The 14,315-nt window shown below is 60.6% G+C and carries 12 protein-coding genes and 1 riboswitch; of the genes, 3 read left to right on the top strand and 9 right to left on the bottom strand.

Annotated elements, in window-relative coordinates:
- Positions 1 to 7: 7 nt before the first annotated feature.
- Positions 8 to 2,503: an excinuclease ABC subunit UvrA gene (locus tag DXA43_RS00135; protein WP_233539974.1), complete on the top strand. Its 2,496-nt coding sequence runs from the start codon at positions 8 to 10 to the stop codon at positions 2,501 to 2,503.
- Positions 2,504 to 2,532: 29 nt separating this feature from the next.
- Here the strand turns inward: DXA43_RS00135 and DXA43_RS00130 are convergent, their stop codons facing one another.
- The 6 genes from DXA43_RS00130 to DXA43_RS00105 all read right to left on the bottom strand — a co-directional run bounded on the left by DXA43_RS00130 (position 2,533) and on the right by DXA43_RS00105 (position 9,907).
- The gene (locus DXA43_RS00130) at positions 2,533 to 3,132 is read right to left on the bottom strand and encodes a tRNA (cytidine(34)-2'-O)-methyltransferase (protein ID WP_117805913.1); all 600 of its coding nucleotides are present in this window, start codon (positions 3,130 to 3,132) and stop codon (positions 2,533 to 2,535) included.
- A gap of 95 nt (positions 3,133 to 3,227) precedes the next feature.
- Entirely contained in the window at positions 3,228 to 4,358 is a 1,131-nt protein-coding gene (locus DXA43_RS00125) for a GTP-binding protein (protein WP_055252195.1), read from the bottom strand.
- Between the two features lie 86 nt (positions 4,359 to 4,444).
- Complete coding sequence (locus DXA43_RS00120; protein WP_022093957.1) at positions 4,445 to 4,786, bottom strand: arsenate reductase family protein; 342 nt, start codon at positions 4,784 to 4,786, stop codon at positions 4,445 to 4,447.
- 11 nt (positions 4,787 to 4,797) lie between these two features.
- Positions 4,798 to 5,421: a flavodoxin family protein gene (locus tag DXA43_RS00115; RefSeq protein ID WP_089572906.1), complete on the bottom strand. Its 624-nt coding sequence runs from the start codon at positions 5,419 to 5,421 to the stop codon at positions 4,798 to 4,800.
- 111 nt (positions 5,422 to 5,532) lie between these two features.
- Positions 5,533 to 7,062: a diguanylate cyclase domain-containing protein gene (locus tag DXA43_RS00110; protein WP_117805912.1), complete on the bottom strand. Its 1,530-nt coding sequence runs from the start codon at positions 7,060 to 7,062 to the stop codon at positions 5,533 to 5,535.
- Between the two features lie 127 nt (positions 7,063 to 7,189).
- Positions 7,190 to 9,907 (bottom strand): EAL domain-containing protein, encoded by a 2,718-nt coding sequence (locus DXA43_RS00105; RefSeq protein ID WP_117805911.1) that lies wholly within the window; start codon positions 9,905 to 9,907, stop codon positions 7,190 to 7,192.
- A gap of 319 nt (positions 9,908 to 10,226) precedes the next feature.
- Here DXA43_RS00105 and DXA43_RS00100 point away from each other — a divergent pair, with 319 nt between their 5' ends.
- Positions 10,227 to 11,096 carry a patatin family protein gene (locus DXA43_RS00100; protein ID WP_117805910.1) on the top strand — a complete coding sequence of 290 codons (870 nt, stop codon included), beginning with the start codon at positions 10,227 to 10,229 and terminating at the stop codon, positions 11,094 to 11,096.
- 101 nt (positions 11,097 to 11,197) lie between these two features.
- Here the strand turns inward: DXA43_RS00100 and DXA43_RS00095 are convergent, their stop codons facing one another.
- The 3 genes from DXA43_RS00095 to thiM are packed head-to-tail and all read right to left on the bottom strand — an operon-like array spanning position 11,198 to position 13,074.
- A complete protein-coding gene (locus DXA43_RS00095; RefSeq protein WP_117805909.1) occupies positions 11,198 to 11,893 on the bottom strand; it encodes a thiamine phosphate synthase in 696 nt (231 codons plus the stop codon).
- Positions 11,890 to 12,231, bottom strand: coding sequence for a thiamine-binding protein (locus DXA43_RS00090; protein ID WP_233539973.1), 342 nt, complete (start codon positions 12,229 to 12,231; stop codon positions 11,890 to 11,892). The genes DXA43_RS00095 and DXA43_RS00090 overlap by 4 nt, the downstream gene beginning before the upstream one ends.
- 3 nt (positions 12,232 to 12,234) lie before the next feature.
- Positions 12,235 to 13,074 (bottom strand): hydroxyethylthiazole kinase, encoded by an 840-nt coding sequence (gene thiM / locus DXA43_RS00085; RefSeq protein WP_117805908.1) that lies wholly within the window; start codon positions 13,072 to 13,074, stop codon positions 12,235 to 12,237.
- Between the two features lie 51 nt (positions 13,075 to 13,125).
- Positions 13,126 to 13,236, bottom strand: a riboswitch (TPP riboswitch).
- 163 nt (positions 13,237 to 13,399) lie between these two features.
- Between thiM and DXA43_RS00080 the strand changes: the two genes are divergently transcribed.
- Positions 13,400 to 14,308 carry an HAD-IIB family hydrolase gene (locus DXA43_RS00080; protein WP_117805907.1) on the top strand — a complete coding sequence of 303 codons (909 nt, stop codon included), beginning with the start codon at positions 13,400 to 13,402 and terminating at the stop codon, positions 14,306 to 14,308.
- Positions 14,309 to 14,315 lie beyond the last annotated feature (7 nt).

Below are 14,315 nucleotides of genomic sequence, written 5' to 3'. Positions count from 1 at the left end.
GATAAAGGTGACGGAACAGAAGATGAGCCCGCAGGCTATCGAGGTGCGCGGTGCACGTGTCCACAATCTCAAGGACATCGATATCGATATTCCGCTGGGGAGGCTCGTGGGCATTGCCGGCGTGTCGGGCTCGGGCAAGAGCTCGCTGGCGCTGGGAGTTCTTTATGCCGAGGGCTCGCGCCGTTACCTGGAGGCGCTCAGCACCTATACTCGACGTCGCCTGACGCAGGCCGAGCACGCCCAGGTGGACGAGGTGTTGCACGTACCGGCGGCACTCGCGTTGCATCAGCGTCCCAGTGTGCCAGGCGTGCGCTCGACCTTTGGTACCATGACCGAGCTCAACAACAGTCTGCGTTTGCTCTTTAGCCGCTGTGCCCATCACGTGTGCCCACATTGCGGGGCGCGTGTGGAGCCGAGCCTTAACGTGGCTGCGGGCCTGTCGCTCACGTGCCCCGCGTGCGGCCGCGAGTTCTACGCGCCGAGTGCCGAGGACCTTGCCTTTAACAGCGGCGGTGCGTGCCCTACCTGCGGCGGCACCGGTGTCATGCGCGAGGTGGACGAAGCGAGCCTGGTGCCCGACGAGTCAAAGACCATCAACGAAGGCGCGGTGCTTCCCTGGGGTACGCTCATGTGGGATCTGATGAAGCAGGTAGCCGGCGAGATGGGCGTGCGCACCGACGTGCCGTTTAACCAGCTCACGCCTCAAGAGCGCGACATCGTGTTCCACGGTCCGGCGGTTAAAAAGCACATTCTCTACGTTCCCAAAAACGGCGAGGGCGCCACGCCGCTCGATTTTACCTATTACAACGCTGTCTATACCGTCGAGAATGCGCTCGCCAAGGTTAAGGACGACAAGGGCCTCAAGCGCGTGGCGCGCTTTTTGCGCGAGGGGCCATGCCGTGACTGTGGCGGCACGCGTCTCTCCGAGGCCGCACGCCATCCCCAGGTGCGCGGTATCAATCTGGCGCAGGCCGCGGCTATGACGCTGGGTGAGGCGATTGAGTGGGTGCGCGGGGTGCCCGCATCCTTGCCGGCCGAGATGCAGCCCATGGCGACGGATATCTGCGATTCGTTTTTGAGCACGGCCCGTCGACTGGTCGATCTGGGCCTCGATTACCTTTCACTCGACCGCGCCGGTGCCACGCTCTCCACGGGCGAGCGTCAGCGCGTGCAGCTCGCCCGCGTGGTGCGTAACCGATCGACGGGCGTGCTCTATGTGCTGGACGAGCCCTCGATTGGCTTGCATCCTGCCAATGTCGACGGCCTGGTAGGCGTGATGCGCGATTTGGTGGATGACGGCAACACCGTGGTCGTTGTCGACCACGACACGCGCGTACTGGCGGAAGCCGACTATCTGGTCGAGATGGGCCCCGTTGCCGGAGCAGGCGGCGGCAATGTGATCGCCGCGGGCGCGGTAGGCGAGGTCGAAGAATCGCAGGGCAGCCGCATCGCCCCATTTTTGCGCTCGGAGCCTGAGCGCTTGCGTCCGCAGGTGCCTGACGACGAAATGTTTGACCGGGGCCATATCCGCATGGCGACCGATGCCATCCATACCGTCAAACCGCTCGAAGTCGATATACCGCGCGGTCGCCTTGTCGCGGTGACGGGCGTTTCGGGTTCGGGTAAGACGACGTTGGTGCTCGAGACACTCATCCCGGCACTTAAGGCGCAGGCAGCCAGCGAGCGCCTGCCAAAACACGTGCGTTGGGTCGATGCCGAGGGCATTGCACGTGCCAACCTGATAGACGCCACGCCCATCGGTGCCAACGTGCGTTCGACGGTAGCGACTTATGCCGACATCCATGATGAACTGCGTCGCGCCTTCGCCCGCACGCCCGAGGCCAAGGCAGCCGGCTACAAGGCAGGCGCATTTAGCTACAACACTGGCGCTTTGCGCTGCCCTACGTGCGATGGCACGGGTTCGATATCGCTCGACGTGCAGTTTTTGCCCGACGTCGAGATCGTCTGCCCGGCATGTCGCGGCTCACGTTATGTAGACGCGGCTTCGCATATCCATCGCGAGGGCAAGGACGGGAGCCTGCTTACGTTGCCGCAGCTCATGGGCATGAGTGTGGACGAAGCGCTCGACGCCACGGTGGGGCTCAAGAAGGTTCAGGCGCGCTTGCAGACCTTGCACGACCTGGGCTTGGGTTATCTCACACTTGGCGAGCCCACACCGGCGCTTTCGGGCGGCGAGGCGCAGCGTCTTAAGCTCGCGAGCGAGATGGGCCGCGTGCAGGATGATGCCGTGTTTGTGTTTGACGAGCCCACGATCGGCCTGCATCCGCTCGATGTTCAGGTGTTGCTGAGTGTGTTTGACGGCCTCGTCGCCAAGGGCGCCACAGTTGTCGTGATCGAACACGACCTCGACCTTGTCCGCAACGCCGACTATGTGATCGACATGGGCCCGGGCGGCGGTGACGCGGGCGGGCAAATCGTCTGCGCCGGCACGCCGGGCGACATCGTGGCCTGCCCCGCAAGCATCACCGGCCGCTACCTATAACCGAATGTGACAAAGGGATAGTTCCTTTGTCACATTCCCGGAAAGCCTGTTTGGCGCAGGGCCTCGTAGAGGACGATGGCGGTGCTGTTGGAGAGGTTGAGAGCGCTGATGCGGTAGTCGTCCGGGTCGACGAAGTTGCCGCAGATATCCTGTCGAAGGATGGCTTCGTGGCTGTCCTCGGTATGCCCGAGCGACTCCTCGTGGGCCTCCCAGGCGTCGGCGTTTTCGAGCGAGTCGCAATCGCGCAACATGGGGATGCGCTCGCAGCGCTCGGGCGCCGCGGCAAGCAGTGGCTCGGGAATCCCCGAGCTCTCGCTGCCAAAGACCAAAAAGTCACCGTCGCGGTAGGTACTTTGCGCATAGGTGCGGCGCGCCTTTTTGGTCAGCAGATGCAGGCGTTCGTCGGCGGGGGAGAGGCCGTTGCGCGCAAGGAAATCCTCCCAGCCGGCATAGGTCGTCACGTCCAAATTTTGCCAGTAGCCCAGGCCGGCGCGACGCACCGTCTTGTCGTCGAGCGAAAACCCCAGCGGCTCCACCAGATGCAGGCGGGCGCCGGTAACCACGCAGGTGCGGCCGATATTGCCCGTATTGGCCGGAATCTCGGGCGCATACAGCACAATGTTGAACATGATTCTCCTTGGCTCAGAACGAAAAACCACCACGAAGGGCACCTTCGTGGTGGTTTGGCGGTTACGTAGGCGGAAAAATGCCCGCTTGGATAAATCTAGGCGCGGTGCCAGTCGGTCAGGCAGGCATCGAGGGAGGCGATGAGCGCATCCTTGTCCATGTGACGGCCGATGATGCACAGGCTCGTCATGCGGTCGCCCGTCTCGTCGTCCCAAATCTGCATGATCTCGGGGTTCTCGTCGATGATCTTCTGCTTCTCGCCCTCGGGCGCGGAGTCAACGAACAGACCGTTCTCCATCAGGCGCATTTGGTGGCCGGCCTGCTCGAACATGTAGCACATGTCCGGATCGCCGGTCTGCCACAGCGGACCCTTGACGCGGATGACCTCGTCGGGCCACTCCTGCTCAACAAAATCGGTGAACTTCTGCAGGTCAAACGGCTTGCGGCGCGAGTACACAAAGGTCTCGATGTCGTACTCGAGCACCTCGGGGTCGTCGTGCTCCTCGGGATGCTCCATGGCCTCGATCCAGGCGGCGGAGTTGTAGGCGCGCATAAAGTCGAAGCGGTCGGTGTCGAGCAGCTCCTCCATGGGGACCTCGCCGTTTTGGGCCTCGACAATCACGGCGTCCTTCTGCAGGCTGCGCACGATAGCCTTGAGCTCGGCGATCTGCTCAGGGCTCACGGTATCGGTCTTGTTGAGGATCAGCGTGGAGCAGAACTCGATCTGCTGGATGAGCAGGCTCTCGATGTCGTCCTCGTCGATATCCTCGGCCAACAGGTCGCGGCCGCCGTTGAACTCGTCGTACATGCGGGCGCAATCGACCACAGCCACGATGTTGTCGAGTGCAAGCTTGGGCTGGCCGCCCACCTTGGCCTCGTCGCAGAAGCTCGAGATGGTGTAGGCGATGGGGATAGGCTCGCAGATACCCGAGGCCTCGATGATGATGTAGTCGAACTTGCCCGAATCGGCGATGCCCTGCAGCTGGTTGGCAAGGTCGTCCGAAAGCGTGCAGCAGATGCAGCCGTTGGTGAGCGGGATGAGGTCGTCGGTCTCGGAAAGGCCGCCGTCGGCGATGAGGCTGGCGTCGACGTTGATCTCGCCGATATCGTTGACGATCACGGCGGCGCGGATGCCGCCGTCGTTAGCGAGGATGTGGTTGAGCAGTGTGGTCTTGCCGGCACCGAGGTATCCGGTAAGCATGATGATCTTCACGGGTTTGTTGGGCATGTGCCCTCCTTTGTTAGACATGGCTTACAGTTGAATCTTATGCCAAACGCCTGCTCTTATACCCACGCGCCGGCAAATAACACAGGCTACTCCCAGGCTCCCCATACATCGGGGCAATAACCGACGGTGGCCTTTTTGCCGTTGCGCACGATGGGCTCGGCTAGAACCTGCTGGTTCTCGAGTAACTTGTCGAAGCGCTGGCTAGGGGTGAGGTGCTGGATGAGCGCGAGCGTCTCCTCGTCCTTGGCCTTGGGGTTGAGCAGCTTGTCGATGCCGCCGACCGCCTGCATCACGCTCGTGAGCTCGCCTTTGCTCATCTCCTTTTCCTTAAGGTCGATAAACTGCACCTTGATGCGGCGCTCCTTAAAATAGCGCTGGGCCTTCTTGGTATCGAAGGACTTCTTGGTGCCAAAAATCTGGATATTCATGTTCCGCCGTTCTAACGAATGAAGTTGGTGCGCTCGCGATCGGCTTCGGGGGCTTCGATGCCGGCAGCCTGCCCTGCCTCGATACAATGCAGGAGCCAAGCCATGTTCTTGCCGATGTTGCGCATGGTGGCCAGGCCCTCGGCGTCCTGGGCGGCCTCGCCCGGCATGGCACCAAAGACGTTGTTCCAGTATGTGGAGGCCACCACGGGCATCTGGTTGATAGTGAAGTATTTGTTGAGTACATCGAAGGTGGTCGACGTGCCGCCGCGACGGGCGACGGCGACCGCGGCACCCGGCTTGTGCACAAAGGCCTTGCTGCCAGCATAGAATGCGCGGTCGAGAGCCGAGAGGATGCGTCCGCTGGGATGCGCATAGTAGACGGGGGAGCCAAAGACAAAACCGTCTGCCTGCTCGGCGGCAGCGATGAGCTCGTTCACCACGTCGTCGTCAAAGGTGCAGCGACCGCCAAGCTTGCCGCACTGACCGCAGCCGATGCAGTCGCGGATGGGCTTGGCGCCCAGTTGGAATACCTCGCTGTCGATGCCCTCGGCTTTAAGTTGCTCGGCGACTTCGGCGAGCGCGCGAGCGGTGTTGCCGTTTGCCTTGGGGCTGCCATTGACCAAAAGAACCTTCATCACAAACTCCCTCTGCTGTCGGTGACTTCTGCGGAGGATTATCGCACGAGAGGGCGGATGGCGTGGGGCGCGATGCGAAACGGCTTGTGTTTCACATCGCGCCCCACGACGCTAGTCTAGCTTGGTGCCCGGTACCTGTACTGCCTCTTTAAGCAGCGCTTTGAGCTCGTTCAAAATGGAAACGGGCTGTCGGTCGACGGTGTCCAGATGAAGCGTGGCCACGCGAAGGGGTGGCTGATATTCAAATGAGCCAAAGAGCACGGGAGAGCCCAAGAACCGCTCGATTTCCTTTGCGATCGCGTCGGTCTCTTCGGGATCGAATTCGTCGAAAAGCGCCACGAACATCGGTCCGGTCGAGCGGAACAGACGACCCTTACCGCGCGAACAATCCATGAGGCAGGCGGCGCTCTCCGCCAAAACGCGGTCGCCTGCATCAAAGCCAAAGCGGGCATTGACCTGAGCGATATCGTCGATTTTAATGGCGACCAAGCCCGCCTTGCGCGCGACGCGACGCATTTCGCCAATGGCGTTGACCAGGGCGTGGATGTCGCCCAGGCCGGTCACGGAATCGGTCGTATCTGCCAAGCTGCGGTTGATAATCATGCCCACGTACATGTTGGGCTCGGTATCGGTGCCGTCCAAGCGGTAGCCCGTGCAGTCGCAAAGCACGTATGCTTCGGTGGCATCCATCACGCGATACTGCATGTAGTGGAAGTGCCACGTACCGTTTATCACCATGTCGAGCTCGGCGCGTACGTTGTCGCGGTCCTCGGGGTGAACGCGGGCAAGCCACAAGTCGAGTGAGTTGTAGGGATGCTGGGAGGGCAGGTCAAAATCGCGTACGGCATTAACCGACCATTGTGATTCGCCCGTATCGAGATTGAGGATAAACGGATAGCGCGTCTCGGAGCTCATAGAGATCGCTTGGAATACGCGGTCGTTGCACGGAAGCTGCTCGGCAATTGGGTGTGGCGGCGCGTCATTGTCTTTCGGTTGCTGCACACGATGCATAAGCTTATAGCGATACATCTTGCGATCGGCATCCATCGTCATCTGGCGACGCGTGTCGCCGGCAAGTGGATTGACGCGCGAGCAGCCAAAGCTAAAGCTAGCGATCATGGGCGCCTTGCCACCTGAGCTCGCCTCGATCAGCCCGGCACGTACCTGCTCCAAGCGCTGCTCGAGTTCAGTCTCGTTTGCAGAGAGCGAGATAAGCACAAACTCGTCTCCACCGATACGGAACAGCATCTCATCGTGCTCCATGGTTTCGGAGAGCGTGCGACAGATGCTCAGAATATAGCGATTGCCTTCGGCGTGGCCAAACCTATCATTGCAATGCTTGAGATGGTCGATGTCAATATAGGCGCAGGTGAAGGGGTCGCCTTTGCGCCAGAGCTGCTCGACGTGACGGTCGAGTCCGCCACGGTTGTCCAAGTTGGTGAGCGGATCGATATAGGCGTTGCACTCAAGCAGCTGGCGCTCTTGTTGCAGGATGGCATGCGTCTTTTGCAGTTGCTCACCAACGGCGCGTAGCTCAGCAGGCAGCACGGAAACATCGAGTTCGGCGGTCGAGACACCATTCGCAAGTCGCTGAAGATAGGCAATAATCGATTGCTCGCCCAAGCGATATGACTCGTTCATGATGAATAACCTCCTTGGGCAGAACAACGGTTTGTATCATATCCCCAATTCGGTTTGAATTGGGGATATAAGTTAGCTAATGGAGACAAATGTCCCCTTCGGCGGTGGTGTTTTGCGCGCGAGCGTATCAGTTGTTTTTGCCACCATCGAGCAATGCCTCAAAATCATTCGCCGGCATGGGGCGGTAGTAGAGGAAGCCCTGAGCGTAGCGGGCGCCCATGTGGCGTAGTATGTTTGCCTGCTCATTTGTCTCGACGCCTTCGACCACGACGGGCAGATGGAGCGACTGCGCCATCTCGAGCATCGATGACACGATCTGCGCGCTGCGGCCTTGATCGCGGTCGGTGGGCACAAAGGTGCGGTCGAGCTTGATGACGTCGACGTTGACGTTCTTGAGCATCGCGAGCGTGGACTGGCCGGTGCCAAAATCGTCCATATAGGTCGAGAAGCCGCGGGTGTGCAGGTCGGCTGTCAGTTTGTCCACGGCCTCGGACTCCCCCGTATAAGCCGTCTCGGTGATCTCGATACGCATGAGCTCGGGCGGTAGGTTGTATTGGGCGGCGAGCGCCTCCATATGTTCGGCAACGTCGCAGGCAAGGATATCCACGCGCGACACATTAAGCGAGACCGGAACCACGCAAAGTCCTCGATCGATGCGCTCGCGCAGCCACGAGGCGACACCCTGCCAAATGTACTTGTCGAGCGTCACCACAAAGCCGCTTTCCTCGAGCGCCGGGATAAAGGACGCAGGTGGAATCAATGATCCATCTTTGTCAATCCAGCGGGTGAGTGCTTCGGCGCCAATGATCTCGCCGGTTTCCATATCAACCTGGGGCTGCAGGTAGTAGGTGATGCGGTCGTTTGAGAGCGCATACTGGAACTCGGTGAGGGTGCGGTGAAACGCCACCTCGCGCTTGTATTCCTCGGGGCGAAAGACGGCGATGCGATCCTTAAAATCGTTTTTGGCGCGCCGATTGGTAAACATGGCCTTGGCCTGCGCGTCGATGGTGATTTCCTCGTTGGGGTCGATGGGGCAAACGCCCATGGACGGCCAGAAACCCACGCCGTCATCATGCTTGGCCACGGCGGCGCGAACGCGGTTATAGATTTGATGGACGGTGTCGTGCTCAAAGGGGATGAGAATGCAAAAGTCGTCTTGGCCCCAGTATCCTGCGACGCCCATCTCGGCATTCTCGATGTCTTTGAGGACCGTGCCCACATCGGCGAGCACGCGGTCGCCCTCGGCCTGTCCGTGCCATTCGTTAAACAGTCGCATATGACCCATGTCGACGGTGGCGATACACCAAGCGCCGCCGTGCCTTGTCTTAAGAAATGCGTTGGCACGCCGCATAAACTCACTGGGTCGATAGAGGCCCGTGAGCGTATCGATGCGTTCGGCGACGGCGCTTTTGCGCTCAATCTCGGGTATGGGGAGGCTGTCGTTGGGCGCAAGCCCGCCGGCGGTGCGAAGACGACGGTCGAGTTCGCCTAAAACAGCGGTCGCTTGATTGATTAAGCGCTCGTAAAAGGCCGGGACGACAAGACAGACGGGGGTAATGGTGTCGTTCGCGATTCGAACAGGAGCGAAAACGGCCTCTTTAAGATGATGGGTCAGTTGCTCGAATGCCTCGTGGTCCAGATCGTTGCTGAGCACGACGAACTGGGCGTTTCGCGAGCGGAAGACGCGACTTCTGCCGCGGGTGATCGATAGCATGCGGCCTGCGTATTCGGCGAGCATGTTGTCGACAGCCTCGGCCCCGTAGAGCTCGTTGAACTTTGCCGTGCCACAAACGCGGACCGCTATAAGCCCCGTCTCGCAACGGTCGCGACGGCAGGCATCGATAGCGTTGATCAGCATACGCTGCGTTCCGAGGCCCGTGGCGGCGTCGACGGTCTCGGCGAGTGAGTGGTTAACAAGTTCGCCGACATAGAGCGAGGGGGTATTTCCGTCGCCGTCGATGCGAAACCCGCGAGCGCGGCAGAGGACGTAGTCGCCCGCGGCATTGCGCATGCGGTACTGCATGACGCGGCGGTGTTTGGAGCCATTATAGATTTGGTCGATGTCGTTGATGTAGGCCTCAAGGTCATCGGGGTGGACACGCGCTTTCCAGTAATCGTGGCAGTTGTCTACATGCTCAGAAGGAAGACCGAGATCGCGCAGGGCGCCTTGTGACCATAGGGTGCGATGTTTGTCCAAGTTCTCGATAAAGCAATAACGGCCTTCGTTGAGCATCGAAAAGGCGTCAAAAACGCGATCGCTTATTTCGAAGTCGTCGGTGTGGACTTGCGCGATATTGCGTCGATCAAGATGCATGGCATGGCGTAGCTTGTAGTCGTACATGCGATGGTCGGCATCGAGTGTCATGCGATTGGAGACTTCACCCAGGGCGGGGTCGGCGTGCGACACTCCGTAGCTAAACGAGTGAGGCATCTCGGAATCGTTGTTTTTGAGTAGGACCGTTCGGCAGTGTTCCAGGCGCTCGGCGAGGTCGTCCTCGGTCGCAATCGTAGACAGGATGGCAAACTCGTCGCCGCCTATGCGAAACGCCGCCTCGTCCACTTTCATATACAGCTTGAGATAGAGACTTACCTGCAAGATATAGCGGTTGCCCTCGTCATGCCCAAAGACGTCGTTGCAGTGCTTAAGGTTATCGATGTCGATAAACGCCATGGTCACGGGCAGTTCCTGCTCCCAGATTTCCTCTAGGGAACGGGCAAAGCCGCCGCGGTTGCCAAGTCCGGTGAGCTGGTCGGTAAAGGCCGTCCTAATCAGATCATCCTGACGCTCGAGAAGGTCACGGACGGTCTTTTCGAGCGTTTCGGTGTAATTGCTGGCGGTGTCCATGTTGTAAGCGGCTTTCTGAGGTCGGGGCGGATGGCGTCGGGCGAGCTCGTGGTGTACACGCGTCGTTGCTCGGCGCCTTGCGTGTATCCAGGCCCCCGCCTTGCTGCGTTGTTGAGTTACTTTGCCGGCTAATGTTCGCTGTTGATAACAGCTGAGTAGTATAGACAACAGTGCACAATTATATATGGGCGCACATGCTGTGGGCGGCTATTATTCGCCAAACGGCAACGCCTGGGTGCGCATGAAAAATGCGACTGAGTCGATATATGTTGACGGGTATACTTGTCCCGTTTTAAAACGCAGGAACGGAGATGGTCACATGGCACAGCCGGATACGACGCGCACGGTGGGGCTTGCGCTCGAGGGAGGCGGCTACCGCGGTATGTATACGGCGGGCGTGCTCGACGTTTGGATGGAGCGCGGTTTGACCTGCGACCATATGGTGGGTGTCTCGGCGGGCGCGGCGTTTGGCTACAACTTTAAATCGCGCCAGATCGGCCGTGCCATTCGTTACAACAAGGCCTATTGCGCCGACAAGCGCTATGCGAGCGTGACCAGCTGGCTGCGAACCGGCGATATGTTCAATGCCGATTTTGCCTATCACGAGGTGCCTATCGAGCGCGATCCCATCGACTTGGAGGCGTATCGCGCCTGCCCCATGCGATTTACGTGCGTGTGTACCGATATCGAGACGGGCAAGGCCGTCTACCACGATCTACCGTATGGCGACGAGCGCGATATCGAGTGGATCCGGGCGTCGTCTGCCATTCCTGTGGCGACGCGTCCCGTTGCTATTGACGGGCATAAGTATCTGGATGGTGGCGTGGCTGATTCTATTCCCAGCGCATGGCTGTTTGCGCAGGAATATGACCGCAATATCGTGGTACTCACGCAGCCGGCGGGCTTTGTGAAGCAGCCCAACAGCGTGATGCCCATGCTGCGGCGCGTGTTCCGTCACTATCCGGAGTTTGTTGCAGCGCTTGAGCATCGGCATGAGGTCTACAATGCCACGCTCGATGACCTGGCACGTCGAGAGGCTGCCGGGGAAATCTTTGTGGTGCGGCCGAGCGAATCGGTGAAGGTGCCGTCGCTGTGCCGCGAACCGGATGAGCTCGAGCGCATCTACCAGGTCGGCCGCCACGATGCAGAGGCGACTTTGCCGGCGTTGGAAGCGTATCTGGCGGGGTAAGGGTCGCATACGGAAAGCGCATCCCGGAATGGAGGCCCAAACTGGGATGTGCTTTCCATTGCTGAAGATATGAGGCTGCGAATCAGCTGTTCGGCCTATGCCTATGCCTGCTGCCAGGTGTCGACAAGCTCCTTGGCTGCGGCATGGGAGTCGTCGGCGCTGCAGACGGCGCTTACCACAAAGAAGCCGTCGACGCCGGTGGCCTTAAGCTGCGGCAAGTCGGCCGTCTTAACGCCGCCGCCCACCACGATGGGCACGGGGCTTGCCGCGTGGAGTGCGGCAAGGTCCTCAAAGCTCTTGGTGATGATAGAGCCGTCGGCCGCGCGTCCGCAGTCGCGCTTGGTCTCGGTCTCGTGGAGCGGGCCGATGCCCAGGTAGTCGACCAGGCTCATGTCGGCGGTCTTGACGTACTCGAGCATCTCCTCGCAACGGGCCGAAAGGCCCACGATGGCGTCGGGGCCCAGCAGCCTGCGACAGACCTCGACGGGAATATCGCTTTGGCCCACGTGCACGCCATCGACGGCAATGCCCTGCTCGCGCGCGGCAAGCACACAGTCCAGACGGTCATCGATTAACAGGGCGACCTGACCGGTCTTGCCGGCCTGTGCGATTGCCTGCGCGGCGTCGTCGGTCAGCGCAATGATCTCGCGGGCGCTTGCCACCTTGGAGCGCACCTGGATGCAGGTAAAGCCGGCGTCGAGTGCCTGGGCCACCACATCGCCCACGGGGCGTCCGAGGGTGTTTTCGGGGCCGAGTACCAGATAGGCCGAGATATCGAGGTTGTCGCGGATGCTCATTGTGCTTCCTCCTGCTTTTTGATCTGTGCTTCCATGCGCTTGAGTTTGCCGGTCATGGTGTCGGTAAATCCGGGTCGAATATCGGCTTTGAGCACGACTTCGGTGCGGATGCCCTTGCTCGCCAACACAAAGGTTGCGTCGCGCACGACCTGCATGACCTCGTCCCAGTCGCCCTCGATCTCGGTGAACATCGAGGTGGTGCGGTTGGGAAGGCCGCTCTCGCGAATGACGCGCACGACCTCGGCGATCTCGGCGGACAGCTCGTCGCCGGTGCCGCACGGGGCGATGGCCACGGCGACGAGCGTGTTCATGTCGGCATTGGTTGCGGGCTCGGACATGGCTTATGCCTCCTCGAGCTCGAGTTGGTTATCGGCGATGTCTTGGGCGGTCGCGCGGTAGAGCTCATCGATAAAGGCGACCTTAAAGCTTGCCGGGGCATCGGCGACAGCGGCGGCACGCGTGCCGGCAACGTTGTAGACGGCGGTGCCACAGATGGCTGCCGTAAACGGATCGGCAGTGCAGGCGTACACAGCCAGCACGCCGCCCTGCGAGCAGCCACAACCGGTGATCTTTGACATGAGCGGGCTGCCGCCGTGGGACTTGGCCACGGTTGTGCCGTCGGTGATTAGGTCGACTTCGCCCGAGACCACTACGGCGCCGCCAGTGTGGCGGGCGAGCGCCGCGGCGGCATCGCGGGCGGCGTCAACCGTATCGGTGGTGTCGACGCCGCGCACGCGGCTCAGATCGGCGGCTTCACCCTCAAGACCCCACAGGCCGGCGAGCGCAATGATCTCGGAGGCGTTGCCGCGCACGATGGCGGGCTTGTACTGCTTGAGTTCGCCTACCAGCTGGGTGCGCAGACTGCCGATGCCCAGGCCCACCGGATCGAGCACCCAGGGCTTGCCGGCGTCGTGTGCCGCCTTGGCCGCGCGGGGAATCGTCTGCTCGTAGATGGGGAAGAGTGTGCCCATGTTCAGATAGATGGCGCCGCCGCCGGCAACGAGCGCCTCGCCCTCGTCGGGCAGATAGACCATGGCGGCCGATCCGCCCACGGCGAGCTGCGCGTTGGCGACAAAGTCAATCGTCACCGTGTTGGTGATGGAGCCCGCCATCGGATTGGTGGCGCGAATCTCCTCCACGGCCTTGACCACGTTTTGCTTGAGCTGTTTCGAATCGATCACTGCACATGCCTCCTTGGCATAGAAAAGGGGCGCTGTGCATAGACAGCGCCCCTAAAAAGGCGGCATGCTCCCTACGCCAGCATTAACTGACAGGTTCAAAGGATTGGGCCCCATGCCCTCTCAGCCTTGTGGTTTGCACCGCCGGCACTCCCGCATCGAATCTGTTGTTCCCTATACTAGCGCACCTGCCAAAAAGGGACAGGTTTATTTTGGCAGGTAACAACTGGGGCTTTGCGTTTTCCCAGATAAAACCTGCCAATATAAACCTGTCTCTTTTTGGCAGGTCGGTACAATAGACGGGATTAAGAATGACCGAGGGGGCCTTATGATTAAACTTGTGCTGACCGATATGGACGATACGCTGATTCCAGCCGGGCATGACGGCGCCAGCGACTACGCCATCGAGGGCATTCATGCCATGCAGGCGGCGGGTCTGCACTTTGGCCCGGTTTCGGGTCGCCAGCCCTCCGCGATGGGCTGGATGTTCCGCAATCGCGCCGAGTGCTTCTCGACCGGCGCGTTCTGCAACGGCCAGGTCATGTTTGTCGACGGTCAGGCGGTCGCTTCGCACGCGACCGACAACGATGCCCTGATGCGTCTGGCCGATTACCTCGAGCAAGAGACCGACGATACCTATCTAAAGGTCTACAGCCTGGGTGACGACTTTTGGGATAACGATGCCTATTGCGTGACGAGCGACCCCGAGCGCGTGCGTCGCGCCATGGAGTCGGGCGGCAACGCATGGCTCAAAGGCGAAGAGGCTCCGTGCCGTCCCGTTGTCGATGATGCCCCGGTATACAAGGCGAATATCTGGAGCGCCCGCTCGCGTGAGGAGCTCGCGGAGCTACGTGAGCGCGTTGCCGCTGAGGTGCCGGAACTCTCGCTCGTGTTTCCCAACAACCGAGTGCGCCTGTTCGATATCCTTCCAGCAGGTTGGGACAAGGGTTGCGCTGCGCTGGAGCTGGCACGCGCTTTGGACCTGACGCCCGACGAGGTGGCCGTATTTGGCGATTCCGATAACGACCTGCCCATGATCGATGCCGTTCCCAACTCCGTTGCAGTCGCCAATGCCAACGAGGCCGTCACGGCTGCCGCGCGCTGGCATATCGGCGCTGCGGCAGACGATGCGGTTGCCGGGGCTCTGCATCAGATTGCCGCCTGCGCTGCGACGGGGGGGATGCCGCCGTTTATGCGTCAGATGGATGCGACGGGTTTCGACGTCACGAACGTCTAGGGAGGGC

The organism is Collinsella sp. OF02-10 (genome assembly GCF_003463445.1).
Lineage (GTDB): Bacteria > Actinomycetota > Coriobacteriia > Coriobacteriales > Coriobacteriaceae > Collinsella.
The sequence above is the reverse complement of the archived record's forward strand: the minus strand, read 5'-3'. Positions and strand labels throughout refer to the sequence as shown.